A 25,051-nucleotide genomic window follows, 5' to 3' on the forward strand; every position below is an offset into this window, starting at 1 on the left:
ATTATTTGTTTTTAAATCCTTCTATTTTTACTCTGTCCAAAGGAGTCTGCTTTATTTGAATGGCAGCACTCAATTTGGCAAAAGCGGTGAATAGGTCGTCAAATTGCTTCTCGTAGCTTTCTCTGTCGGAGGATATGTCCTCTTCCAAGTATTCAATCCTTTTTCTCAATTCTTCCAATTCCTGTTTGGGTGCATGGGAGAGCAGGTATTGGCGCATGTGGACGAAGGCTCGCATGATGTTGATGTTGACTTCGATGGCTTTTTCACTATTTAAAAGACCTGATAGCATTGCGACTCCTTGTTCGGTAAAGGCATAGGGCTGATATCTAAACCAGTTTATTTCTAAGGTGCCATTTTGGCACCTTATATTGTTTATCAGTAAGTTAGCTTCTGATTTTGTAAGCTGAAACATAAAATCCGCAGGAAAACGATTTATATTCCTTTTTACTGTTCGTTTCAGGTTCTTTGTTTCAATCTCATACATTTCTGCCAAATCAAAGTCAAGCATAACCTTTTGTCCCCTGATTTCATATATCTTATTTTCTATAATGACTAATTCATTCATTTTCTAGTCTAACTTTTTGGTTTACTATCTACGCCTATTACTTAACATTATTGTTGTTCAAACTTGAGGTCGTAATTTGCAACCTCATATTGAGTATCAGTGCGTTAGTAGATATATGGTGTTGTGGATTGTTCTTAATTATGAATCAATTATTCCTCTTCCTTCTTCGGAATCCTCGGCTCCCGGTTCCCCCTAAATTCTCTTGGCCCTCTCGAATCTCTTCCTCCGCGGAATTCTCCCCGTGGCTTTCTATCTCTGTCGCCGCCTTTGAAGTCGCTACCTTCTCTGCGTGGCTTGTATTCTCCCTCTCTGCGAGGTCTGGACTCACCATCCCGGCGTGGTTTGAATTCACCTTCGCGACGTGGCTTAAACTCTTTTTTTTCTCTGAATCTTGGAGCCTGTTCACCTTCACCCTCTTTCTTCTCTTCGCCCTCTTCCTGGCTCTTGAACTCTTTATATTTTCCGTCAAAAATCTCATATTTGCGGAATTCACACTCTAACGGTCCATTGAACAAAGGAACCTTCTGGCTTGCCTTCAAGCCAATCTGGTCGAAACACTCTTCCCGATAAGAAAGCACCCATGCTTCGTTTCCTACAAATGCGTGTTTCAGGCGTTCGCCGATCATCTGGTAAAGACCGAGCAAATCATTCGTAGAGATACGTTCCCCATAAGGAGGATTGGTGATGATAATCGACTTCTCCTGCGGCTGTTCGAACTGCTGGAACGGTTGCAGTTTCAGCACGATATCTTTCGATACACCGGCAGCTTTTATATTGTGAGTAGCAATTTCATTCGCTTTCGGATTGTTGTCATACCCATAAATCTTATGAGTAAATTCACGCTCCTGACTGTCGTCATTGTAAATCTCATCGAACATATCCGCATCGAAATCCACCCATTTTTCGAAAGCAAATCCTTTGCGGAATACTCCCGGAGCGATATTCTTAGCGATCAGTGCGGCTTCTACAGGGATCGTGCCCGAACCACACATCGGATCGATCAGATCACATTCTCCACGCCATCCGGTCATTAAAATCATGCCGGCAGCCAATACCTCATTCAACGGAGCTTCTACCGCTTCCTGGCGATAACCGCGGCGGTGAAGTGATTCTCCGGACGAATCCAAAGACAAGGTACAGGTAGTCTGTGCAATATGAATGTTCAGAAGTACATCCGGATTGTTGATGCGTACCGACGGACGTTTACCCGTTTTCTCGCGGAAGTAGTCCACAATCGCATCTTTCACCTTGTACGAAACGAATTTCGAATGGCGGAACTCCTCACTGAATACTACTGCGTCGATAGCAAATGTCTTGTTCACATCGAGATATTCTTCCCATGGAATAGCCTGTATTTGATTGTAAACCTCGTCAGCATCTTTGGCCGTAAAGTTCTTGATGGGTTTCAGGATACGGATGGCGGTGCGTAGGCAGAAATTTGCCTTGTACATCATACGTTTATCTCCTGTGAATGAAACCATACGACGTCCTATTTGAATGTCGTTGGCTCCTAATGCTGTCAGTTCTTCTGCAAGTATCTCTTCCAGTCCCTGGAAAGTCTTGGCTATCATCTCGAATTGTTCGCTCATATAGATTTTTTTGATTTTATTTTTTTGCTTTAGTTTGTACGATTCTTGCTCCTGCGGGCACGTTTTCCGTTACCCAGATATTACCCCCTACGGTTGCATCACGCCCGATGGTGATTCTTCCTAGGATAGTGGCATTGGAATAAACAATCACATTGTCTTCCAGGATCGGATGGCGGGGGATTCCCTTGATTGGTTTTCCGTCGGCATCCAGCGGGAAACTCTTGGCTCCCAGTGTGACACCCTGATATAGTTTGACGTTGTTTCCGATGATACTCGTGGCACCGATTACGACACCCGTTCCATGGTCGATGGTGAAGTGAGTGCCAATCTTGGCGGCCGGGTGGATATCGATTCCCGTTTCGCTATGCGCCATCTCCGTGATGATACGGGGAATCAGAGGAACACCCAGTTCCAGCAATTCATGCGCGATACGGTAATTGCTGATCGCTTTAATAGCCGGATAACAGAATATGACCTCTCCGTAGCTTTCGGCAGCCGGGTCACCGTTGTAGGCGGCTTCCACATCTGTTGCCAGTATCCTTCTCATGGCAGGTAACTTACTGATGAATTTAGCGGCAAGACGCGCAGCTTCTTCCCGTTTCGAGTCGGAGCAGACGTTACATTTCCCCTCTATGGAAGTACTAAAACATAATCCGGCCAGGATTTGCTCACAAAGTAAATCAAACAATTTTTCAATGTTTACACCGATGTGATAATTGATAGTCCGGCTGTTAATCGTAGAATTTCCGTAATATCCGGGGAAAAGAATGGAGCGTGAAAGCTCAATAATTTCATACAAGACTTTTGCAGAGGGCAGTGGTTCGCCATCTTTGTGCTGATGAAACAGTCCTTTATAAGATTCGCTTTCCGATAGCTCATCGACTGCCTGTGTCAAAATGTGGGTGAAGTTCAGTGGACTCATTAGGTCAGTTGCTCATATTTATATGGGGACAAAGGTATTAAAAAAAATAATAAAATTCGCTGGGATTCAGGATAAATAATGTATTTTTGTCACATTCAAAACATGACATATATAAAGGGGACTGATGAATCAGAGGACTGCTATGAGACTATTTGCGCTGTTGGGACTGTTGGTGTTGTTAAGTTGCGGATACGCTGATAGACATCACAATAGCTCTTCGTGCGAACAGGTTTTGGTTGATTCTTTGGAAGTTCGTGTGCAGGATTCGTTGTTTTCCAATGTGCATTATTCCCGCTCACAACTGCTTGAGGCACTGACGCAGACGCAAGATTCCTTGGTTTATTATCGTCTGCTCGCCCTTTACGGGAAAACATTTTTTGTCTCTTCCGATTTTGATTCTATACTCTATTACAACCGCCGGGTAAAAGAATTTTCCCGCAATGCTTCCCAATCTTCTGAATCTCTCCAATCTCCACGATGGAATGATGTATTGTCCGATGTCTATAATATCGAAGGCAATGTGTGGATGCAGCTGAACCGTCCCGATTCTGCAATTATCGACTATAAGAAAGCCTACGGATATCGCCTGAAAGGAAAAAAACTGCATCTGCTTCCGGATATTTGTATCAATATCGCTGATGCCTATCTGCATCGCAGTGATTTGGCGCACACTGCTTCGTATTACCGGCGCGCCCTCTTTCTCTGCGATTCTTTGAACTTGTCCGAGCACACGAAATTTCCTGTTTACTACGGATTGGGGCAGACTTACATGGAACTGCGTGATTTCGATTTATCCAATCATTACTATGAATTGGCCGGACAGTTTTTCAATGAAATGAATGTGAGCGAGCAATGGACTTATCTCAACAATCGCGGCAACCATTATTATTACCGGAAAGACTATCAGGAGGCTTTGAAATATATGCGCAAGGCCAATGCACTCGTATCTTCTTATCCGCAGATGGTATTTGAACAGAATTTTATCAAAGTAAACCTGGGAGAATTGTATTTGTTGACTGACAAACTGGACTCCGCACAGATCTGTCTGGACGAAAGTTATCGTTTCTTCTCCGATATACAGCATAACTCGGCCGTTCATTACATTGAAACCCAGATGATTGAACTGGCATTGAAGAAAGGTAATATAGCCCAAGCGAAGACTATGATTGCCCGGACTGCTCCTGTGGGGCATCTTGACGCCAATATGCTGACTATACGCAATCAGTATCTGCAACATTATTTTGAGCATACCGGTGATTACCGTCGTGCCTATGAATACCTGAAACGCGATCGCCATCTGGACGATTCCATTCGGAGCGAACGGATACAGATGCGTGTTGCCGAATTGGATATGCGTTACCGGCAGGATACGATAGTGCTTCGTAAGGAAATGAAGATTCAGCGGCAGGCGGCAGAGATGAGAGTGCTCAAATTGAGCGTATCTATCTGGGTACTTGTCTGCGTGTTGCTTGTGGCAGGGGTAGTGGTAGTTGTCTGGTATATGCGTAAAAAAAGGGAGTTTCTTCGCCAGCGTTTCTTCCAGCAAATCAACCGTGTCCGCATGGAGAATTTGAGAAGCCGGATTTCTCCTCATTTTACTTTTAATGTACTGGGACGTGAAATCAACCAGTTTAACGGCTCGGAAGAGGTGAAACATAATCTGATGGAACTGGTGAAATATCTCCGTCGTAGCCTCGAACTTACCGAGAAATTGAGCGTGTCTTTGCAAGACGAACTGGATTTCGTGCGTACATATATCGAACTGGAACGTGGGCGTGTTGGAGAAGATTTTGTCGCAACAATTACGGTGGAGGACGAATTAGAGGCAGCCCGCATCATGATTCCATCTATGATTGTGCAAATTCCGGTGGAGAATGCAATTAAACATGGGCTGGCGGGAAAGGACGGAAAAAAGGAGCTAATGGTATATGTTTCCCGTGAAACAAATGGGATTCGCATAACGGTTACCGACAACGGACGAGGGTATCTCCCGCAGGTGGTTTCCGCCACACGGGGTACTGGTACAGGATTGAAAGTGTTGTATCAGACCGTTCAATTATTGAATACAAAGAATAAGAGTGATAAAATACGTTTTGATATAACCAACAGAAGCGATGGACAAACCGGTACGGAAGTGTCGGTATATATCCCGTTTCATTTTTCTTATGATTTATGATGGATACAGAAGATAAGTATAAGGTAGTTATCGTTGACGATGAACGTACAGCGATTGATGCTTTGCGCCGGGAATTGGAGCCCTATCGTGAATTTGAAGTAAAAGGAATCGCAGGGAATGGTGCAAAGGGTAAAAAGATGATTATGGAGTTGCATCCGGACTTATTGTTTCTTGATGTGGAACTTCCGGATACGTTGGGACTCAATCTATTAAGTGAAATAAGGGAAGATATTTTGTGGGATATGAAGGTCGTATTTTACACCTCTTATGACAAATACTTGCTTCAGGCGTTGCGTGAGTCGGCTTTCGACTTCCTGCTGAAGCCTTTTGAAGCGGAAGACCTGAAAGTAATTATAGACCGTTACCGGAAGGCTATGACCTCTACTTCGCTTCCTCTTTTGCCTTCTTTTGCTTCTTCTATTAGTGCATTGATGCCCCAGCAAGGCATGTTTATGATTAGCACAGTGACAGGTTTCAAGCTTTTGCGACTGGAGGAAATCGGCTTTTTTGAATATCTGAAAGACAAACGTCAATGGCAGGTGGTCTTGTTTAATCAAACTTGTCTGAATTTGAAGCGGAATACAAAAGCAGAAGATATTATCAGTTATTCACAAGCTTTCGTACAGATTAGCCAATCTGCTATTGTAAATGTTAATTATCTGGCAATGATTGATGGTAAATGCTGTCAACTCTATCCGCCTTTTCACGATAAGAATGATCTGATTATTTCCCGAAGTTATCTAAAAGAACTGCAAGAGCGTTTCTTCGTTTTGTAATGTAGACCTCATATTATGAAATACGCCACTTCTTCAGCAGAAGCGGCGTATCCTTTTGTTAGAATATTAGAATGAGAGAGAGTTTATGTTACATATTTGTATTATCCATCGTAACGGTCATTTCGGGTACCAGTACGTAGGCTTGTTTTTTAGCGTTCCATTTATAATAATTCGTAGTAACGGTCTTACCTTCATAAGTATAATTGATGCGTAGGTCTTTTTCCCATGCGTCCTTGCTATTGTTCCATTTCAAGGCTTCGCTTTCAATCATACGTTTGTTGTCATCGTACTTGTAGTTGTACTTCATGTAGTTGGCAAGTGTATTTCCGTCCATTTTGTAAACGGTTTGTCCCACTGTCATACCATTCTCCTCGATTGGATTATAAATCAATTGATTATCGTAGCTACGTGCAGAAGTAGCAAGCGATACAACAAGAAGAGCTGCAGATAAAACGAACATTTTTAAAGATACTTTTGCTTTCATGGCTATTTAAGTTTTTGGGTTATACTTTCATTTGTCTACCAAATGCATTGGTTTTACGCTGCAAATCTACATATTAATTTGGTATTTATGCATTTTTGAAGATAAAAGATTGTCAAAATGTCAAGAATGGAGGTGGGTGATAACTAGCTTTTTGCCAATATTGGTGACAAAAAAATATCCGGCAGTCAATTTGCCGGATATAGAATGAATCACTTCGTCGAAAAAGGAATCTTTTTTCTAGCTTTCTGGATATGGAGTTAAATAATGTTATTACCCATACTTGCTTCTATTTTGTAAGGGAAGGCTTTGGATAAGATGGAGTCTCCCTATGTAATTAATGTCTAAAAGATAGCAATTCCTGATTGAGGTGGCCTTTATTCACTTGATGGTTTAGTGTGCCTGAAGCCAATTTTTGCCCCATCCGCAATCTGCTTTCAAGGGGACGTGCATGCGGTATGCTTTCTCCATTTCTTCGATGACGATTTCTTCTACACGCTCTTTTTCATTGACAGGAACGCTGAAATTTAATTCGTCATGCACTTGCAGGATCATTTTGGCTTGTATTCCTTCGGCCTGGAACCGTTGATAGATACGTGCCATTGCTACTTTTATAATATCTGCCGCACTTCCCTGAATAGGGGCGTTGATGGCATTTCGTTCCGCATATCCGCGTACAACGGCATTCCGGGAGTTAATGTCCGGCAAGAAGCGCTTCCGATGGAAGATTGTTTCCACATAGCCTTTTTCCTGGGCCACCTGAATACTTTTATCCATATATGCTTTCACTCCCGGATAAGTTTCAAAATAACCGTCGATTAACTCTTTGGCTTCTTTGCGGTCTACATTCATTCGTTCGGCAAGACCGAATACGGATATGCCATAGATGATACCGAAATTGGCAGTCTTGGCTTTACGGCGCATATCGGAGCCTACGTCTTTCAGGTCGATCTTATAAATTTTGGCAGCAGTGGCCGCATGAATATCGTGATTGCTAAGGAAAGCATCAATCATATTCTTATCCTCGCTAAGGTGTGCCATGATGCGCAATTCGATTTGCGAATAGTCGGCAGAGAAGAAGAGGCAGCCTTCATCGGGGATGAAAGCCTTGCGGATTTCTTTTCCATTCTCGTCTCGGATAGGAATATTTTGCAGGTTCGGATTGCTTGAACTAAGACGTCCCGTAGCGGTTACAGTCTGGTTGAAAGAGGTGTGCACCCTTCCTGTGCGTGGATTGATAAGCTGGGGGAGTGCGTCGATATATGTGCCCAATAGCTTTTTCAGTCCGCGATGTTCCAGAATCTTTTCTACTACCGGATGTTTGTGCCGGAGGCTTTCGAGTACTTCTTCCGAGGTGACGTACTGGCCGGTCTTAGTCTTTTTTGCTTTCTCCTATGATCTTCAGTTTGTCAAACAGTACCTCACCGACTTGCTTGGGCGAAGCGATGTTGAAAGTCTCACCGGCCAATTCGTAAATCTCTTTTTCGATTTGCTCCATCTGGGCGGTGAAATGGGCGGAGGACTGTTTCAGGGCCTCCGTATCCAGCAATACCCCGTTCCGTTCTATATGAACCAATACGGGAACTAGCGGCATTTCTATATCATAGAACAAACGCTCTGCGTCATTCTCTTTCAGCTCTTTCTCCAATACGTTTTTCAGTTTCAGAGTTACGTCTGCATCTTCGCAGGCGTATAGATATACATCTTTCGGATCGAGATCACGCATGTTTTTCTGATTCTTTCCTTTGGGACCTATCAGTTCGTCAATGTGGATAGTCTGATAGTGCAGGTAAATTTCCGCAAGATAATCCATGCCGTGACGAAGTTCCGGTTGAAGAACATAATGAGCGATCATCGTATCGAAAAGCGGACCTTTTACTGTTGCGCCATAATTTTGAAGAACAATCATGTCGTACTTGATATTTTGTCCGACTTTCAACGAATTCTCATTTTCGAAGACCGGACGGAATTCATTTACGATTTTTAACGCTTCGTCTTGATCCGATGGTACGGGAACATAAAAAGCTTCGTTTTCTGCAATCGAAAAGCTCATTCCGACTAATTCGGCATCCATTGGTTCGGTTCCGGTGGTTTCCGTATCTAACGAGAGAATTTTCGATGTAAGTAACTTTTGAATAATTTCCTGTCTTTTCTCCTCTGTATCAATGAGTTGGTAGTTGTGAGTGAGCGATTCTAACGTCTCTAGGTTCGATTTTTTTGCTTCACCCGGTTCATCGGGCGTGAAATTCGCAAATAAATCGCCTTGCATTCCGCCTCCTTCTTCGGGAAAAAGTGGAAGAGGAGAGGGGGCGCTTTTTCCAGTGGTAACTTTGCTTGCGGTGGCGGAGGTTATTCCGTTTCCGGAAATGTCTTTTTTGAGTACCCGGTCAATGAGCGTTCTAAATTCTAATTCCTCGAAAATGCTACGGAGTGAATTTTCGTCTGCCTCTTCGCGGACAAGAGAATCCATCTCAAGTTGGATGGGGACATCGATTTTAATGGTGGCGAGAAATTTCGAGAACGTAATCATTTCCCGGTTAGTTTCCACTTTTGTTTTCAATGCTCCTTTCAGTTGGTCGGTATGTTCCAATAGATTCTCGATGCTTCCGAATTCGGAGATCAGTTTTTGAGCAGTCTTTTCTCCTACTCCGGGACATCCGGGGATGTTATCCGAAGAGTCGCCCATCAGTCCGAGCATATCGATCACCTGTGCCGGAGACTGAATGTCAAACTTGGCTTTCACTTCCTCAACGCCCATCACTTCGAAACCTCCTGTGTGTTTGGGACGATACATAAATACTTTGTCACTTACCAGTTGCCCGTAATCTTTGTCGGGAGTCATCATATAGGTAGTGATACCCTGACGACCGGCTTCGGTAGCGAGCGTACCTATCACGTCATCGGCTTCGTAGCCTGCCACTTCCAGAATAGGGATGCGGTAGGCGCGTATAATATCCTTTATAATAGGTACGGAAAGACGGATTGCCTCCGGAGTTTCTTCGCGTTGTGCTTTATATTGTTCAAAAGCTTCGTGGCGGAAGGTGGGACCTGCGGGGTCGAAGGCTACTCCTATATGAGTGGGATTCTCTTTTTTCAGCACTTCTTCGAGGGTGTTCACAAAACCCAGTATGGCTGAAGTGTTGAATCCTTTGGAATTGATTCTTGGGTTTTTAATAAAGGCGTAATACGCCCGATATATTAATGCATAAGCGTCTAAAAGAAATAATTTATTACCTGAATCCATAGATTTAATTAATTTTTCATGGTAAAAGTACAAAAAAATACGGTATTAAGCGTTTTATTATTACTTTTGTGCTCAAATTGTGTAATAAATGGACAGCATCTCACTTATCAGAACTCCGATTGAAGCGGAACTGGGCGACTTCAAAGAACTTTTTGATAGTTCTCTCTCCAGTTCAAATGCATTGCTCGATAGCGTCGTATCTCACATACGGCAGAGGAATGGTAAGATGATGCGGCCTATTCTTGTTTTGCTCGTGGCACGCCTTTATGGCGCTATATGTCCTTCCACTCTTCACGCGGCTGTTTCGCTGGAACTCCTTCCATACGGCCAGCCTGGTACATGATGACGTAGTGGATGAAAGCACCGAACGCCGTGGACAGCTCTCGGTAAATGCAATCTTTAATAATAAAGTGGCCGTGTTGACGGGTGACTATTTATTGGCAACCAGCCTCGTACATGCTGAATTGACAAACAGCCATCGTATTATTCAGCTGGTGTCCACTCTTGGACAGGATCTTGCTGACGGTGAGTTGCTTCAGCTTTCAAATGTAAGTAATCACAGTTTCTCCGAGGAAGTCTATTTTGATGTAATCCGCAAGAAAACTGCTGCTCTTTTTGCTGCCTGCACAAAGGCTGCCGCTTTCTCGGTGGGTGTGGGTGAGGGGGAAGCTGAACTTGCCCGTTTGCTGGGCGAATATATTGGTATCTGTTTCCAGATAAAGGATGATATTTTCGATTACTTTGATAATAAGGAGATTGGTAAACCTACGGGTAATGATATGCTTGAAGGTAAGCTGACATTGCCCGCTTTGTATGTGCTGAATACGACAAAAAACGAGGAAGCGCAAGAAATTGCAATCAAAGTAAAGGAGGGTACGGCTACTCTCGATGAAATAGCTTATTTGATTTCGTTTATTAAAGAAAACGGAGGAATTGAATATGCGGTCCAGACTATGAATGGCTATAAACAAAAAGCTTTCAATCTATTGGCTTCTTTGCCGGATTCCGATGTCTGTGCAGCTCTCCGGTCTTATCTGGATTACGTGGTAGACCGCGAAAAATAATTACTTCCTGTACTTTCCCAGGAGTGAATAGCATAATAACAACCGGTCCCAATCTTCTATCTTTTCCGATTTCATCGCTTTTCCTAAAAGGAAACTCTTGTCTATTTCTTCCGCTGTATGAAGATCTAAAGAACATAATTTGTCGGCTTGCTCTATGTAGTCCCAGGCTTTCTCTTTGGTGATGTGACCACATGCTTGGGAGGCGCGTGCCAAGTTCACAAGCAGTCCCATATCCCATCCGATAATGCCTTTTTCCAAGTCATTTATCCATATAATCGGATCCCTTCTTTCCTCTGTATATTTCACGAATTTGTATAGATTCTTTCCTTGACGGATGAAACGTTCCACCCCGAAAAAACGCTTTTGAATGATGTTTTCGAACTCGTTGATGTTCTCTGTAGAGAGTAAATAGGGGAGCATAATCTGGTAGGAGACTCTGTCGCCTTCGTTGATAAGGAATTGGAATAGTCCGGTGACGGACTCATTGTCGGTGCAGTGAAACTCTTCTGCCAGCAGTTTGGATAGCTTTAGCGGATGGATTCCGGTCTCCATAGAGTTGAGATAGAAGCCTTGCAGTCCGGCTTCCATATAACCGATGCGTAACCCCTTCTTTTTCTCTGTTCCGAGGATGAGGTTCAGAGGGTTGTGATTGAATCTTAAGGTTTTCGTATATGCGTCCATCCTAATACCTTCATAAGGTTCATGAAAAGCGTGAGAACTGTTGCCATGTATTTTCCTGAGGCTTCGGCAAGCCGTTATGAATATACAAGCAACAGTCCCACGCTCCATTCGATATATAACAAAAGTATATACATGAAGGTGCGTGAGACCCGTTTGCTTATTACCATTCATAACTTTGAATTTTGCCGAATTCCAGGAATTGGTAATAAATGAAACGTTCTCTAATATAACTAATTAGCTATATTTTCATCGCTAAACCTTTTACAAAGATAAGTATTTTTCTGAATTTTCCTGTAACTATCTTTAGATTTTCTTAAATAAAAAATACCGCGTCGGTTCCCGGAGTACGGGAACAGCGCGGTAAGGCGTATTTGATTGCTAATGTAGCCTTTAACTTAGAAGAACTTGATTTCTTCTCCTTTGATGTCAGAAAGAAGGAGGTTGGCTAAACGGCTGGTTCCCAAACGGAACAGTTGATTATCCAGCCATTCTTCACCCAATAGTTCTTTTACGATTGTGTAGTAAATAATCGCATCATTAACGGTATTGATGCCACCTGCCGGTTTGAATCCAATCTTGATTCCGGTCTTCTGGTGGTATTCTTTGATGGCTTCACACATCACGTAAGCGGCTTCCGGAGTAGCGGCAGGCTGTTGCTTACCGGTGGAAGTCTTGATGAAATCTGCACCCGAATACATGGATAGGATAGAAGCTTTCTTGATGTTGGAAGCGCTCTTTAGTGCACCTGTTTCAAGGATCACTTTGAGATGACGTTCCTTGCAAACTTCCTTTAATTCCTGTATTTCTTCACACATTCCTTCGTAGTCTCCGCTTAGGAATTTGCCGATGGAAATGACAATGTCTATTTCATCGGCACCTTCTGCGATTGCTAATGCTGTTTCTGCCACTTTTACTTCAATGAATGTCTGTGAAGAGGGGAAACCTCCTGATACGCAGGCTATATTGACTCCGTCTACCTCCAGCGTATTCTTAACGATGGCTGCGAAATTGGGGTATACACAGATTGCTGCAACATTTTTCAGATCAGGATATTCGTCGTCAAACTGATTGACTTTTTCGGTAAAGTGCATCACACTTTTGTCACTGTCTGTGCTATTCAAAGTAGTCAGGTCAATACAGTTGAACAGGAACTTCTTAACGTCTTCCGTGTTGTTTTCCGGCACTTTTTTCTCAATCAATTCAGCTACGCGAGCTTGAATATCTGCATCGCTCAGATTGGTATTATACTTTGCCAATGCGGCATTGTACTTGTTGGGCTGTGAGTTATTCTCTTCCATGATCTTTCAGTTTTGGGTTGTTGATATGTCTTTTATTATCTCGTTTCGTTTTCTTTTCCATGCTTTTCCGGAAAGCAGTGGTTATGTCTACACCTGTCTGGTTGGCAATGCAGAGAAGAACCCATAAAACGTCTGCTATTTCTTCATCTATATTGTCTTTCTCTCCCTCTTTAAAGGACTGATCTCCATATTTGCGGGCCATGATACGCGCCAGTTCTCCTACTTCTTCCGTCAGAACTGCCATATTGGTCAACTCGCTGAAGTAGCGGACACCGTATGTTTTCACCCATTGGTCCACTTGTTTCTGTGCTTCTTCCAGAGTCATAATTGTTGATGGTTGGTTATTATTCTTTGTTTTTTGTATCCATGCATATAGTAACGGGGCCGTCGTTTAAAAGTTCAACTTTCATGTCTGCCCCAAAGGTGCCTGTGCCTATTTCTTTTCCCAATGCGCCGCTTAAATCTTTGCAGAATTGTTCGTAGAGTGGGATAGAGACATCCGGTTTGGCGGCTTTGATATAGGAGGGGCGATTTCCCTTCTTGGTAGAAGCGTGTAACGTGAACTGGCTGATAACCAGAATCTCGCCTCCATCTTCTAAAATAGATTTGTTCATTACACCATTCTCATCATCGAAGATACGTAGATTTACAATCTTCTTGCAAAGCCAGTCGATGTCTTCCTGTCCATCCGCTTCTTCAATGCCGACTAATATCAGCATTCCTTTCCCAATGGACGACTTACAGTATCCTTCAATGGTTACTGACGCATGGCTTACCCGTTGTATGACTATTCTCATTGTTATTTATTCTATTTCATGATTAGGAAAGGCAAATTTACAAAATTCAGAAGAGAAAACGGTGTGTTGGTGGGAAAATATTATAAGGCTTTGCCGAAAGCGTTAATGATTTATTATTGGGGTACGGATTACACGGATAACACGGTTTTTTAGTAATTCAACCGTGAAATCCGTGTAATCCGTGCCTAAAAGTGATAGAAAGATAACAGGCCTACTCCCCAACTTCTTATTAATTTTCTGATGATTCATCGCTCAATCCCGCTTTTACAGTCTTGGCTTTTGCTTCTCCAATCACAGCGGAAATCTCCTCAAAAGAGGCTTCTTTTATCCGCTTTACGCTTTTAAATTCTTTCAGAAGCGCTGTTTTTGTCTTTTCTCCAATCCCTTTGATATTGTCTAATGCCGATGCTACCTGTCGTTTGCTGCGTTTATCACGATGGAAACTGATGGCAAAACGGTGCACCTCATCCTGAATCTGGGTCAGCAAACGGAATAACGGGCTTTGCTGTTTGATACCGATAGTCTGCGGAGGAAATCCAAAAAGCAGTTCCGATGTGCGATGGCGATTGTCCTTTGCCAGTCCGGCGATAGGGATCGCTAGGTTCAACTCATCTTCAATCACCTCTCTAACGACCTCCATTTGGCCTTTTCCGCCGTCGGTGATAATCAGGTCGGGTAGAGGGGTGTTTTCTTCAATAGCGCGCTGATAACGTCTTCTGACGACCTCTTTCATGGATGCATAATCGTCAGGTCCTACAACAGTCTTTATATTGTATTTTCGATAATCTTTCTTTGATGGTTTAGCCTTTTTAAAGACAACGCAAGCTGCCACAGCATCAGAACCCTGTATGTTTGAGTTGTCAAAGCATTCAATTTGCAAAGGCGGTCTGTCCAGATGCAACTCTTGCTGTATCTCTTTCATTAATCGCATACTTCTTTGCTCCGGATTCAGCTTTTCCGCCTGTTTTAGTCGGTCGGCCTTGTATTGCTTTACGTTTAGAATCGAAAGATCCAGCAATTTCTTCTTGTCTCCCCGCTGTGGAACGGTAAATACGATGTTGTTTAGCTCCAAATCAAGCTCAAAAGGCACTATAATCTCTCTGGATTGGCTCTTATAGCGTTCTCGCATTTCGATAATACCCAGTGTCAAAAGTTCCTCTTTTGATTCATTCAACTTCTTTTTATATTCGAATGTAAACGCCTGGTTGATGGCACCGTTTGTAATATGCAGATAGTTGATGAAAGCGGAATTGGACTCGTCCTCTTCAATAGAAAATACATCTATGTTGTGCAATACAGCGCTTACTACCTCCGATTTGGAGCGGTAGTTTTCTATCAGAAGAAATTTTTCTTTCACCTTCTGTGCTTCTTCAAACTTCATCTCGCCGGCTAATGTCTGCATCTTTTCCAGTAGCATACGGCTGATTTCTTGCGTATTTCCTTTCAGGATTTCTTTGATTTCATCGATATTTTTGAGATAATCCTCCTGTGATTGCAGTCCGATGCATGGTCCTGCACAGTTCTTTATATGATATTCCAGGCATACGTTGAACTTTCCTGCCCGTATATTCTCCGGAGTTAGGTTTAAACTGCAAGTTCGCAAAGGATATAAATGCTTTATCAGATCCAGTACCGCATACATGGATGGTATGTGACTATACGGTCCATAATAAGATGAACCGTTCCTGATAATTTTCCTTGTTCTGAAAACTCTGGGAAAATACTCGTTTTGTACGCAAATAGAAGGGTAGGTCTTGTCATCCTTTAATAGAACGTTGTAGCGCGGCTTGTATTTCTTTATCAGATTATTCTCCAGCAATAACGCGTCTTCTTCCGTGTTGACTACAATATAACGAATATCGGCGATTCTGCTGACCAGTACTCGTGTCTTTCCCGGTTCATGTTCTTTGCTGAAGTAAGAGTAGACTCTTTTCTTTAGATTTTTGGCCTTTCCAACGTATATAATTGTACCCTCCGTGTTCAGGTATTGGTAAATACCCGGTTTCTCGGGAAGGTTGGCTACGATCCCTTTCAAATATTCATTGGCTCTGCTTTCTGGTTCTGTATTCATAATTGTTTTAGGATGGCTAATAGGTGAAAAGTATGTGCCTGACATGAAGCATACCCGCAGTCGGTGGCTATTTAAACACGAATGACGCGGATAATATGGATTCCTATTCTTATGGTCCGTGTCATCCACGTCATTCGCGTCTCAAAAGGTTAGTTGCTTACTTTTGACATATTTTCTGCAAATAGAACCAAATTCTTTATAAACTCAATACCGATTCTACTTCTACGTCATCTCCGAACAATGATTTTCCATTCAGGTCTTTCAATTCGATGATGAAGTTTACATATACCTTTTTTGGTTTTAGTCTTTTCACCAGTTCACAAGCTGCTTTCATGGTGCCTCCTGTTGCCAGTAAATCATCATGTAATAGAACTACGTCATTCTCGTCCAGTGCATCTTTGTGGATTTGCACCGTGTCTTTGCCGTACTCCTTGTCATAGCTTTCTTCAATCGTTTCTGCAGGGAGTTTGCCCGGCTTGCGGATTGGAATAAAACCTGCGTTCAGGCGGGTTGCCAGAATAGGTCCCATGATGAATCCTCTTGATTCTATACCTACTACTTTAGTAATCCCTTTATCCTTATACATATCAAACATAATGTTTGATAATTCCTGCAAGCACCAAGGGTCCTTGAATAGAGTGGTGACATCGTAGAACAGGATTCCGGGAATCGGAAAATCGGGTATTTCCCGAATGCTTTTGATTAGCGTTTCTTTGCTCATAATCATTGAATTATATCGTTTCTTTAAATGTTTTGTTTCACGTGAAACGTTGTCGCTTATCGTCCGGAAAGTACCAGCAACACGTTGATATCGCTTGGAGAGACTCCCGGAATTCTGCTCGCTTGTGCTATTGTTTCCGGATCTATCTTTGCCAGCTTTTGTCGGGCCTCGGTGGAAAGAGACTGAATAGTAGAATAGTCAAATTTTCCTTTAATCTTTATACTTTCCAATCGTGCTAGTTTTTCTGCTATCATTCTTTCTCTGTCAATGTATCCTTGATACTTGATTAAGATTTCGGCAGCTTCGAGAATTTCTTCTTTCCGGTCTTGGTCCGAACCCGTTGCTTTTTCCAGCTCCCGTTGAAACGCCGGAACATATTCTGCTATATTTCCTATTGTCACTTGCGGGCGATTCAGAATCTCTATCAACTTACATCCTTGACGTAGGGGAGTTGTCCCTATCTTTTCGAGAGCATCGTTGATTAGTGCCGGTTTCATCGAATAGTTGCGTGCGAAAGAAATGATTTGTTCCACGGCTTCTTTTTTGCTTCTTACTAACTGATACCGGTCTTCTTTTGCCAAACCAAGCTTAAATGCTTTTTCTGTTAAGCGCATATCGGCATCATCCATACGAAGCAGAATACGGTATTCCGCACGCGAGGTAAACATACGGTAAGGTTCATCCACACCTTTGGTAACCAAATCGTCGATTAATACGCCAATATATGCTTCATCTCGAGCCAAAGTAAATGCTTCTCCGCCGTGGCAGTTGATGTGTGCATTGATACCGGCTATCAATCCTTGTCCTCCTGCTTCCTCGTATCCGGTGGTTCCGTTTACTTGTCCGGCAAAGAACAAGTTTTTGATAATCTTCGATTCCAACGTATGTTTTAATTGGGTCGGATCGAAATAGTCATATTCGATAGCGTATCCCGGACGGTAGATAACCAGATCTTTGAAAGCCGGGATTTGTTTTAATGCTGCAATTTGTATTTCCATCGGAAGCGAAGAAGAGAATCCGTTAAGATATAACTCTTGTGTTGTTTCTCCTTCCGGTTCGAGGAATAACTGGTGCTGATCTTTATCCGGGAAAGTGACAATTTTAGTTTCGATGCTTGGACAATAGCGTGGTCCGATACTTTGAATCTGTCCGTTGAATAGGGGAGAATCCGGCAGACCTTCGCGCAGAATCCGGTGTACTTCTTCATTGGTGTAGCATGTCCAGCATTGAAGTTGCTTTAAGTGGTGCGTGCTAGTATTCATGAATGAGAACTTGTGGAAGTCTGATTCGCCGTCTTGTGTTTCCATCTGGTCAAAATGAACACTACGCGCGTCGATTCGTACCGGAGTACCGGTTTTCATTCTTCCGTAAGAGATTCCGTGACGGGCGATGGATTCGGTCAGCTGATAAGAAGCCGGCTCGGCCATTCTTCCTCCAGGCAATTTATGACGTCCTACATGCATCAGTCCGTTGAGGAAAGTTCCTGCGGTGAGCACAATGCATTTCGCTTTGAAGGTGACGCCCCATGCGGTGACTAATCCGGTGACCTCACCGTTTTCAACGAGCAGTTCACATACGGTATCTTGCCAGATATGAAGGTTGGGTGTATTTTCCAGTTTCTCCCGCCAGGACCAAATGAACTTAGCCCGGTCGCATTGGGCGCGGGGGCTCCACATGGCTGGACCTTTCGAGCGATTTAGAATTCGGAATTGAATGGCAGTCTCATCTGTCACTAATCCCATCTGTCCACCCAGTGCATCTATTTCACGTACAATTTGTCCTTTGGCGATTCCTCCTACAGCCGGATTGCAACTCATCTGTCCAATCTTGTTCATGTCCATAGTGATGAGACAAGTTTTGGAACCTAAATTAGCAGCGGCTGCCGCTGCTTCACAACCAGCATGTCCGGCACCAATTACAATTACGTCGTACTTAAAATCCATTCCTATCTTATTTATTATCAAACGCTGCAAAGTTACAGAAAAGTTGTGAGACTTGTATCTTCAAGCTGTTTTTGCTTCTGAAAATCCGGGGAAGGAATCCGGCTTAACTGAAAAAAACGCCGTAATTTTGGATTAGAAATATGCAGATTGTTCGAGATTTGAGTATTCTTCGAGTTTTGTAATCGTGCGTTTTTGTGAAAAATAGTGATATTATGCTTTTTTATGCCTTGTTTTGCTGTCTTTTTATTAGTTGCTTGTTTGCTCAATAATGGATGAAACTAGAAGGCAAAATGGAGAATTTGTTCAAAATAGAGGCTATCGTCAGATAAATGTGAGGTTTACACTCAAAATTTGCTTCCATGTCTTGACATAAATCAAAAAAACAAGCCCAAATGTATTTTTTAGTATCATGGACTTTGTTGTTTTCGCAAACAGCTATACCTTTGCGGTGTAGTTGTGAAACTACTTATATTTTAGGTATTAGAAAAAAGGTTATAATTAAAAGGTATTAGTTTATAAAATTAAGGTATTAGATTTTAAGATTAGTTTTTAGGAAAAGGATTGTTTTGATTAGGTATTAGGAAAAAGACGTTTTTAGGTAACGAGTAAATGAAAATGAAGAAAAAGAAGAATCCCATTTATGGGGATTCTTTAAAGGTGGAGCGGAATGATTCGCTCTTTTTTTATGCCTCTTTTAAATATATCTCGTAAGCACTTTACTCTCAATCATGTTGGGAAAGTTTGATTTCATGCCTTTAAAAAAAGTGTTTCATGGTTTGAAACCAAAGGTTTCGTATCGTGAAACTAAAGTTTCGGCATTGGGAAACTGTAGTTTCAACACCGAGAAACCATAGTTCCAACGGCATGGAAACTATGGTTTCAAGCCTTGAAACAAATAGTTTTAGGTTGGGGAACAGCTTGTTTGAAAGCAGAAGACTAAAGTTTAGGCCGTTTGAACTGACTAAAAAGCTTTCTTTTACCGTTTCCTTTAGTAGATCACTGCCGTATTCTGCGTCTTATATTGACCGAAATAGGTGGTGATAGGTGATAGGTTAGGTGAAAGATTATTTTCAACCTATCACCATGCTTCAATGTACGATGAATAAGTCGATTGGAGAGGTGCGGTGATAGGTGATAGAGGACTTTGTGTTTTTTGATTGGAAGAGAGAAGCCTTTTATTTTCTATTTTGTAGGTTAGTTGGGCCTGCGTTTCTGAAAAAAAAACAATATATTTGCATTTATAAATGCCGCTATAGTAAGTGTTTATAGCGATTTCAGAGAAATCTATTTCGTTTTTTGATAGGTAGAGTGACAGTATGGACGATAAGATTGACATCATAGTAGCAGGAGTCAACCGGAAGGATGAAAAGATATGGGGCGATTTCTACGATCGTTTTTATGCTGCTCTATGCGCTTATGTCGCCAAAATATTGCCTGTTCCGGATGCAGTGGAAGATCTGGTTCAGGAAGTTTTCATTTCTGTTTGGGAAGGTAAACGTACCTTTTCCGATATCAAAGAGCTCACAAATTATCTCTATCGCGCCTGCTATAATAATACTTTATTATATATACGCAATAATCAGATTCATGATACTATTTTAAGTTCTCTCGCCGAGGAAGAAGACGTGGAGGATGAAGACGTAATCTATGCGTTAACGGTAAAAGAAGAAATTATCCGGCAGCTCTATTGCCATATTGAAGAACTTCCGGCCGAACAACGCCGGATCATTTTAATGAGAATCGAAGGACATACATGGGAAGAGATAGCCGAACGTTTGGAAATAAGTATCAATACTGTTAAAACTCAAAAGACACGTAGCTATAAATTCCTTCGTGAAAGACTGGGGGACTCCATGTATTCTATAATTCTTTGTTTATTTCTCTAAAAATAAGAAAAGTCATTTTGATACTTATTTATCTTTTTATTAATTGATTAAGATTTGTTTTCTTTATTAAAAGCGAACGAATTACTTCTGTTTTGTGACATAATGTTATCTTCTTCTGTTTAATATCCTCTTCTTTATCTCCTTATCTCAAAAAAATATCATCTTTTTGTCACCCTTTTCCGCAAGTTATGTATATCTATAATAAAGCAAATTAAACAGTTGTTTGATTTAAAAAGGAAAAATAAGATGAAGAAGTTTGAAAATGTATATCAAGATGCCGCTTTAATACAGAAAGCTCTTTTAGGAGAAGCTAATGAATCGGAACAGCAAGAGCTTGAAAAGCGATTGGCGAAATGCCCGGACTTACAAAAAGTGTATGAGCAATTGCAGAAGGGCGAGACATTGAGAGTTGCGTTTGAAGAATATAAAAATTATTCATCAAAGAAAGCCTATGAATCTTTCCTTCAGAAAATCGGACAAATGAAACCGGAGGTAAAGAAGCCTCGGATGTTCCGGATTTGGTGGTCTGTTGCAGCAGCTGTTATCTTTTTAGTAATCGGTTTATCTTTTTATATGTCGAATTATGTTTCGACTGAAGAAGAAAGTAGACCATTGATTCTGCCGGGAGTGCAACAGGCACAATTGACTTTGCCCGATGGTAGCATTATTGATGTGCGTAAGGAAGAATTTGACGTAATAGTAGATGGCGTCCAGGTAAAATATAAGGAAGGAGTGCTGTCATATGAGCCAACCGTCACAACACAACACGAAGAGAAAAACGTCGAAGAGAAGCCAGTCAAGTCAAATGAACTTGTCATACCACGTGGAGGGGAAAATACTGTAATCCTCGCCGATGGAACGACAGTTTATTTGAATGCTGGTTCCAAGCTGACTTATCCGGTACGCTTTGCGGGTAAACGCAGGACTGTAGTTCTGGAGGGTGAGGCTTATTTTGAGGTTGTGCAGGATGAATCTCATCCGTTTGTGGTACAAACTCATCTAGGTGAAGTGATGGTGCTTGGTACGGCATTTAATGTGAATGCTTATACCGATGCTTCCGTTTGTTATACTACATTGGTACATGGAAAAGTACAATTCTCTGCACCGAATGTAGGAACGGTAACTCTTCAGCCGGGTGAACAAGCAGCAGTCTCTGCCAATGGTACAGAAAAACGTACCGTCGACTTGGATGAATATGTCGGGTGGGTAAACGGTGTGTACAACTTTAAAAATCGTTCTTTAGGGGAGATTATGGAGACGTTCGAACGCTGGTATGATATACAAGTTTATTATGAAACACCGGATTTGCGGGATATAACTTACAGTGGCAGTTTGAAGCGTAACGGAGCGATCAATTCATTCCTGGATGCATTAGAACTGACAGGTGATTTGACCTATAAAATCAGTGGTCGGAAAGTATTGATATACGATAGAATGAAAGATTAAGAGTAAATAGAATATTAGGTAAAGTTTAATCATTAATTTATGAGAGAAAAACGATGGCTGCTATGTTTTTTAGTGGCAGTGTGTTGCACATTTAGCACATGGGCTCTACCGTCACAGGATAAGACGGTAACTTTGAATCTGCATAATGTCTCTATCGAGACTGTTTTGGATGCAGTGAAGAAACAAACAGGAGTGAATATGTTGTATAATTCACAAATGTTTAAAGGTGTTCCTCCGGTATCAATTAATGCAAAAAATGAGAAATGGGAAGTCGCTCTGAAGTTAATTTTAAATCCTCAAGGATTTGATTATGTGGTGAAAGACGGTATTGTTGTTGTCCGTAAATTGCAGACCGAGAAGCGTGACAACCGCATCCATGGTACGGTTATTGATTCGAATAAGGAACCGATACCAGGAGCCAGCATTATTGTGAAAGGTACTCGTACGGGTACTTCTACTAATATTGAAGGTGAGTTTACGCTGGATGTGAAAAGTGACAAAGTGACTTTGGAAGTCTCTTTTATCGGTATGAAAAAGCAGATTCTTCAGGTAGATGCTACACGCAAGAAGATGATTGAGATTACTATGATGGACGATGTGAAAACATTGGAGGATGTAGTCGTTACAGGATATAGTAATATCCGTAAATCCAGCTTTACGGGTAGTTCTACGCAAATAACAGGTGATGAATTGCGTAGGGTGTCACAGACAAATGTGCTTGATGCCATGCAGTCGTTTGATCCTTCTTTCCGCTTGATGACTAATACGCAATTTGGTTCCGATCCTAACGCATTACCTGAAATGTATATTCGTGGACGTTCAGGAGTAGGTGTCAGAGATTTGGATAAGAATCAATTGTCCAAATCGAATCTGGAAAATAATCCGAATCTTCCTACATTTATTATGGATGGATTTGAGGTTAGCATCGAAAAGGTATATGACTTGGATCCTAGCCGCATAGAAAGTATGACTATATTGAAAGACGCTGCTGCTACGGCTATTTACGGTTCGCGTGCTGCTAATGGCGTGGTGGTAATCACTACGGTTGTTCCGAAACCGGGCGAAGTTCGTGTTTCTTACAATTTCACCGGTACATTGGAAATGCCCGATTTGCGCGACTATAGTTTGGCGAACGCTTCGGAGAAACTGGAAATGGAACGTCTTGCCGGACTTTTCGATAATAATGATTTTGGTACTGAGATCTATGATTACAACCGGAAGTTTGCTGAGATTCAACGTGGTGTGGATACTGACTGGATGGTATTGCCTCTACGAAATGCATTCGATCATAAACACAGTCTCTTTATAGAAGGAGGTACGCAGAATTTGCGTTGGGGTGTAGATGCATCTTATAATGGAGCGAACGGTGTGATGAAAGGTTCCGGTCGTGATCGTTACAGTGTTGGCTTCTCTTTGGATTATCGAATGAAGTCTTTGCAAGTGAAAAACACGGTATCGTTTACTCATTCCAAATCTAAAGAGTCGCCTTATGGCTCTTTTAGTGATTATACCATTCTGCAGCCGTATGATACCCCCTATAATAATGATGGAACATTAAAAGAGAATTTAAAATTTTCGCAAGTTAGTGGCGGACGTACGGCTAAAAATCCATTATATGAAGCAACTCTTGGTAATTATACTTGGAGTGCTTATGATGAAGTATCCAATAATTTGAGCTTGAATTGGTATTTGACTGATTACTGGACCGTCAGAGGCCAATTCAGTGTGAACCGCAAGTATTCTAATGGAGAACGGTTCATAGATCCATTATCTTCAAAAACAACCGCTTCTCCTAATGATGGTGGGCATAACTTGGGTGATCTGTATGTAGACAATGGAAACAACTTGAGTTGGAATGCAAATGCAGCTTTATATTATACGCGTTCATTCAATAAACATAATTTGAATCTGTCTGTAGCTTGGGAGGCATCTTCCGGTTCTTCAGATGCAACGAACGCTCATTACCGTGGATTCCCGAATGGACAGTTCCATTCACCAAATTATGCGGCCGAGATATATGAAAAGCCGTCACGTACTGAAGGAACTTCACGTATGGTCAGTACGTGGGCTACCGGAAACTATACATGGAACGACATCTATCTGGCTGACTTCTCCGTTCGTTTTGACGGTTCTTCTGATTTCGGTTCCAAACAACGCTGGGCGCCGTTCTTTTCCGGAGGTTTGGGGGTGAACATCCATAATTATGAGTTCTTGAAAGGTAATGAGATAGTTAATAAATTGAAGGTACGTGCATCGTATGGGCGGACTGGTAAAGCTAGTTTTCCGTCTTATGCTGCTACAACCATGTATGAGGCGCTTTTTGATGAATGGTATGCAACAGGTTTTGGCGCAGTATTGAAAGCTTTAGGAAATAATAATCTAAGTTGGGAAAAGACTGATAAGTTTAATGTGGGTATTGAAATGCAATTTCTGAACCGGCGTTTGACAGTGGATGCTGATTATTATCATGATAAAACAATTGATGTAGTTAACGATGTCAGCCTGTCTCAAACGTCTGGTTTCTCTAGTTATAAGGATAATATGGGTGAAGTGCTGAATCAGGGATTCGAGTTACAGGTACGTGGTGAAGTACTTCGTAATCGTGACTGGTTAGTAGCTTTGTGGGGAAATATGGCACACAACAAAAACAAAATTATGAAAATCTCCGACTCGCAACGTGCCTATAATCAACGCGTGAAGGATTTTTATCAGAAAGCAATAAATGAACAAGCGTATAGTAGCTATGATCCTCAATACGGGGTGCCTATAGCTCAATATGAGGAAGGGCAGTCACTGACTTCTATTTGGGCAGTGAAGTCTTTGGGTATTGATCCCACTACGGGTAAAGAAATATTCCTGAACCGTGATGGCAGCGTGTCCGATACTTGGAATGCCACTCAAGAAGTGGTTGTTGGTAATACTGAACCTAAATTCAACGGCTCTGTCGGATTCAATGTTGCCTATAAAGCATGGAGCTTGTTTGCTGCTTTCCAATATGAATGGGGTGGGCAGGAGTATAACCAGACTTTGGTAGACCGAGTAGAAAACGCTAGAATACAATATCAAAACGTAGATTTGCGTGTGTTGACCGACAGATGGAAACAACCGGGAGATATTGCTCAGTTTAAGGATATTAAAGATGCCGATTATGTCACTATGCCGACTTCACGCTTCGTTCAGGATAAGGCTTATCTGCGTTTGAGCGCATTAACTTTGAGCTATGATTTCAATCGCGAATGGATAAAGAAACATTTGGGGATGAACATGCTTCGGTTGGAAGCAAGTACACGCGATTTTATTAACTGGAATTCTATCCGTCAGGAGCGAGGCTTAAGCTATCCGAAGTCATGGACAGTCGATTTTTCTATTAAAGCACAATTCTAAGTATACC

General features: G+C 41.9%; 16 protein-coding genes and 2 pseudogenes. 6 read left to right on the forward strand and 12 right to left on the reverse strand.

All coding sequences use genetic code 11. The features are described 5' to 3' along the window. Window position 1 precedes the first annotated feature (1 nt). The 3 genes from NXX38_RS07210 to NXX38_RS07220 all read right to left on the reverse strand — a co-directional run bounded on the left by NXX38_RS07210 (window position 2) and on the right by NXX38_RS07220 (window position 3,076). On the reverse strand, window positions 2-565 hold the full coding sequence (locus tag NXX38_RS07210) for an ORF6N domain-containing protein (RefSeq protein WP_148367824.1): 564 nt from the start codon (window positions 563-565) through the stop codon (window positions 2-4). Window positions 566-714: 149 nt separating this feature from the next. After that, entirely contained in the window at window positions 715-2,154 is a 1,440-nt protein-coding gene (locus NXX38_RS07215) for a class I SAM-dependent RNA methyltransferase (protein ID WP_195649662.1), read from the reverse strand. Between the two features lie 16 nt (window positions 2,155-2,170). Beyond that, window positions 2,171-3,076 carry a serine O-acetyltransferase gene (locus NXX38_RS07220; RefSeq protein ID WP_004296704.1) on the reverse strand — a complete coding sequence of 302 codons (906 nt, stop codon included), beginning with the start codon at window positions 3,074-3,076 and terminating at the stop codon, window positions 2,171-2,173. 124 nt (window positions 3,077-3,200) lie between these two features. On the opposite strand from NXX38_RS07220, the gene NXX38_RS07225 reads away from it, so the two are divergent. Together NXX38_RS07225 and NXX38_RS07230 are read left to right on the forward strand one after the other, a co-directional pair. Continuing rightward, a complete protein-coding gene (locus NXX38_RS07225) occupies window positions 3,201-5,252 on the forward strand; it encodes a histidine kinase (RefSeq protein ID WP_148367826.1) in 2,052 nt (683 codons plus the stop codon). Next, window positions 5,249-6,028, forward strand: a complete 780-nt coding sequence (locus NXX38_RS07230) for a LytTR family DNA-binding domain-containing protein (protein ID WP_148367827.1) — start codon at window positions 5,249-5,251, stop codon at window positions 6,026-6,028. The genes NXX38_RS07225 and NXX38_RS07230 overlap by 4 nt, the downstream gene beginning before the upstream one ends. Before the next feature lie 88 nt (window positions 6,029-6,116). On the opposite strand, the gene NXX38_RS07235 is transcribed toward NXX38_RS07230, so the two are convergent. Next, entirely contained in the window at window positions 6,117-6,512 is a 396-nt protein-coding gene (locus NXX38_RS07235; protein ID WP_004296707.1) for a DUF3836 domain-containing protein, read from the reverse strand. A 390-nt stretch (window positions 6,513-6,902) separates the two neighbouring features. Further along, window positions 6,903-9,753 (reverse strand): annotated as a pseudogene (gene polA, locus NXX38_RS07240) (DNA polymerase I). A gap of 88 nt (window positions 9,754-9,841) precedes the next feature. Between polA and NXX38_RS07245 the strand changes: the two are divergent. Further along, window positions 9,842-10,817 (forward strand): annotated as a pseudogene (locus NXX38_RS07245) (polyprenyl synthetase family protein). Here NXX38_RS07245 and NXX38_RS07250 read toward each other — a convergent pair. The 7 genes from NXX38_RS07250 to mnmG all read right to left on the reverse strand — a co-directional run bounded on the left by NXX38_RS07250 (window position 10,818) and on the right by mnmG (window position 18,328). Then, entirely contained in the window at window positions 10,818-11,498 is a 681-nt protein-coding gene (locus NXX38_RS07250; protein WP_148367831.1) for a DUF1266 domain-containing protein, read from the reverse strand. It abuts the pseudogene before it with no gap. A 395-nt stretch (window positions 11,499-11,893) separates the two neighbouring features. Further along, window positions 11,894-12,796, reverse strand: coding sequence for a deoxyribose-phosphate aldolase (gene deoC, locus NXX38_RS07255; RefSeq protein ID WP_004296713.1), 903 nt, complete (start codon window positions 12,794-12,796; stop codon window positions 11,894-11,896). After that, window positions 12,783-13,121 carry a nucleotide pyrophosphohydrolase gene (locus NXX38_RS07260; RefSeq protein ID WP_258978928.1) on the reverse strand — a complete coding sequence of 113 codons (339 nt, stop codon included), beginning with the start codon at window positions 13,119-13,121 and terminating at the stop codon, window positions 12,783-12,785. The genes deoC and NXX38_RS07260 overlap by 14 nt, the downstream gene beginning before the upstream one ends. Window positions 13,122-13,140: 19 nt before the next feature. After that, window positions 13,141-13,593, reverse strand: coding sequence for a D-aminoacyl-tRNA deacylase (gene dtd, locus NXX38_RS07265; RefSeq protein WP_148367832.1), 453 nt, complete (start codon window positions 13,591-13,593; stop codon window positions 13,141-13,143). A 229-nt stretch (window positions 13,594-13,822) separates the two neighbouring features. Further along, window positions 13,823-15,664, reverse strand: a complete 1,842-nt coding sequence (gene uvrC / locus NXX38_RS07270; RefSeq protein ID WP_258978929.1) for an excinuclease ABC subunit UvrC — start codon at window positions 15,662-15,664, stop codon at window positions 13,823-13,825. A gap of 196 nt (window positions 15,665-15,860) precedes the next feature. Next, window positions 15,861-16,391 carry an adenine phosphoribosyltransferase gene (locus NXX38_RS07275; RefSeq protein WP_148367834.1) on the reverse strand — a complete coding sequence of 177 codons (531 nt, stop codon included), beginning with the start codon at window positions 16,389-16,391 and terminating at the stop codon, window positions 15,861-15,863. A 50-nt stretch (window positions 16,392-16,441) separates the two neighbouring features. After that, window positions 16,442-18,328: a tRNA uridine-5-carboxymethylaminomethyl(34) synthesis enzyme MnmG gene (gene mnmG / locus NXX38_RS07280; protein ID WP_148367835.1), complete on the reverse strand. Its 1,887-nt coding sequence runs from the start codon at window positions 18,326-18,328 to the stop codon at window positions 16,442-16,444. A 1,316-nt stretch (window positions 18,329-19,644) separates the two neighbouring features. Here mnmG and NXX38_RS07285 point away from each other — a divergent pair. From NXX38_RS07285 to NXX38_RS07295, 3 genes are all read left to right on the forward strand, one after another. Next, window positions 19,645-20,214: an RNA polymerase sigma-70 factor gene (locus tag NXX38_RS07285; protein WP_164727186.1), complete on the forward strand. Its 570-nt coding sequence runs from the start codon at window positions 19,645-19,647 to the stop codon at window positions 20,212-20,214. Between the two features lie 246 nt (window positions 20,215-20,460). Then, window positions 20,461-21,660, forward strand: coding sequence for a FecR domain-containing protein (locus tag NXX38_RS07290; RefSeq protein ID WP_258978930.1), 1,200 nt, complete (start codon window positions 20,461-20,463; stop codon window positions 21,658-21,660). 39 nt (window positions 21,661-21,699) lie between these two features. Next, window positions 21,700-25,044, forward strand: coding sequence for a SusC/RagA family TonB-linked outer membrane protein (locus NXX38_RS07295; RefSeq protein WP_258978931.1), 3,345 nt, complete (start codon window positions 21,700-21,702; stop codon window positions 25,042-25,044). Window positions 25,045-25,051 lie beyond the last annotated feature (7 nt).

The organism is Bacteroides sp. BFG-637, assembly GCF_024793605.1.
In the GTDB taxonomy this organism is placed as follows: domain Bacteria; phylum Bacteroidota; class Bacteroidia; order Bacteroidales; family Bacteroidaceae; genus Bacteroides; species Bacteroides vicugnae.

Excerpts from the sequence above, each read along its gene's own strand:
- NXX38_RS07210 (WP_148367824.1), bottom strand. The coding sequence starts at position 565 with ATGAATGAATTAGTCATTATAGAAAATAAGATATATGAAATCAGGGGA.
- NXX38_RS07215 (WP_195649662.1), bottom strand. The coding sequence starts at position 2,154 with ATGAGCGAACAATTCGAGATGATAGCCAAGACTTTCCAGGGACTGGAA.
- NXX38_RS07220 (WP_004296704.1), bottom strand. The coding sequence starts at position 3,076 with ATGAGTCCACTGAACTTCACCCACATTTTGACACAGGCAGTCGATGAG.
- NXX38_RS07225 (WP_148367826.1), top strand. The coding sequence starts at position 3,201 with ATGAATCAGAGGACTGCTATGAGACTATTTGCGCTGTTGGGACTGTTG.
- NXX38_RS07230 (WP_148367827.1), top strand. The coding sequence starts at position 5,249 with ATGATGGATACAGAAGATAAGTATAAGGTAGTTATCGTTGACGATGAA.
- NXX38_RS07235 (WP_004296707.1), bottom strand. The coding sequence starts at position 6,512 with ATGAAAGCAAAAGTATCTTTAAAAATGTTCGTTTTATCTGCAGCTCTT.
- NXX38_RS07250 (WP_148367831.1), bottom strand. The coding sequence starts at position 11,498 with ATGGACGCATATACGAAAACCTTAAGATTCAATCACAACCCTCTGAAC.
- deoC (WP_004296713.1), bottom strand. The coding sequence starts at position 12,796 with ATGGAAGAGAATAACTCACAGCCCAACAAGTACAATGCCGCATTGGCA.
- NXX38_RS07260 (WP_258978928.1), bottom strand. The coding sequence starts at position 13,121 with ATGACTCTGGAAGAAGCACAGAAACAAGTGGACCAATGGGTGAAAACA.
- dtd (WP_148367832.1), bottom strand. The coding sequence starts at position 13,593 with ATGAGAATAGTCATACAACGGGTAAGCCATGCGTCAGTAACCATTGAA.
- uvrC (WP_258978929.1), bottom strand. The coding sequence starts at position 15,664 with ATGAATACAGAACCAGAAAGCAGAGCCAATGAATATTTGAAAGGGATC.
- NXX38_RS07275 (WP_148367834.1), bottom strand. The coding sequence starts at position 16,391 with ATGATTATGAGCAAAGAAACGCTAATCAAAAGCATTCGGGAAATACCC.
- mnmG (WP_148367835.1), bottom strand. The coding sequence starts at position 18,328 with ATGGATTTTAAGTACGACGTAATTGTAATTGGTGCCGGACATGCTGGT.
- NXX38_RS07285 (WP_164727186.1), top strand. The coding sequence starts at position 19,645 with ATGGACGATAAGATTGACATCATAGTAGCAGGAGTCAACCGGAAGGAT.
- NXX38_RS07290 (WP_258978930.1), top strand. The coding sequence starts at position 20,461 with ATGAAGAAGTTTGAAAATGTATATCAAGATGCCGCTTTAATACAGAAA.
- NXX38_RS07295 (WP_258978931.1), top strand. The coding sequence starts at position 21,700 with ATGAGAGAAAAACGATGGCTGCTATGTTTTTTAGTGGCAGTGTGTTGC.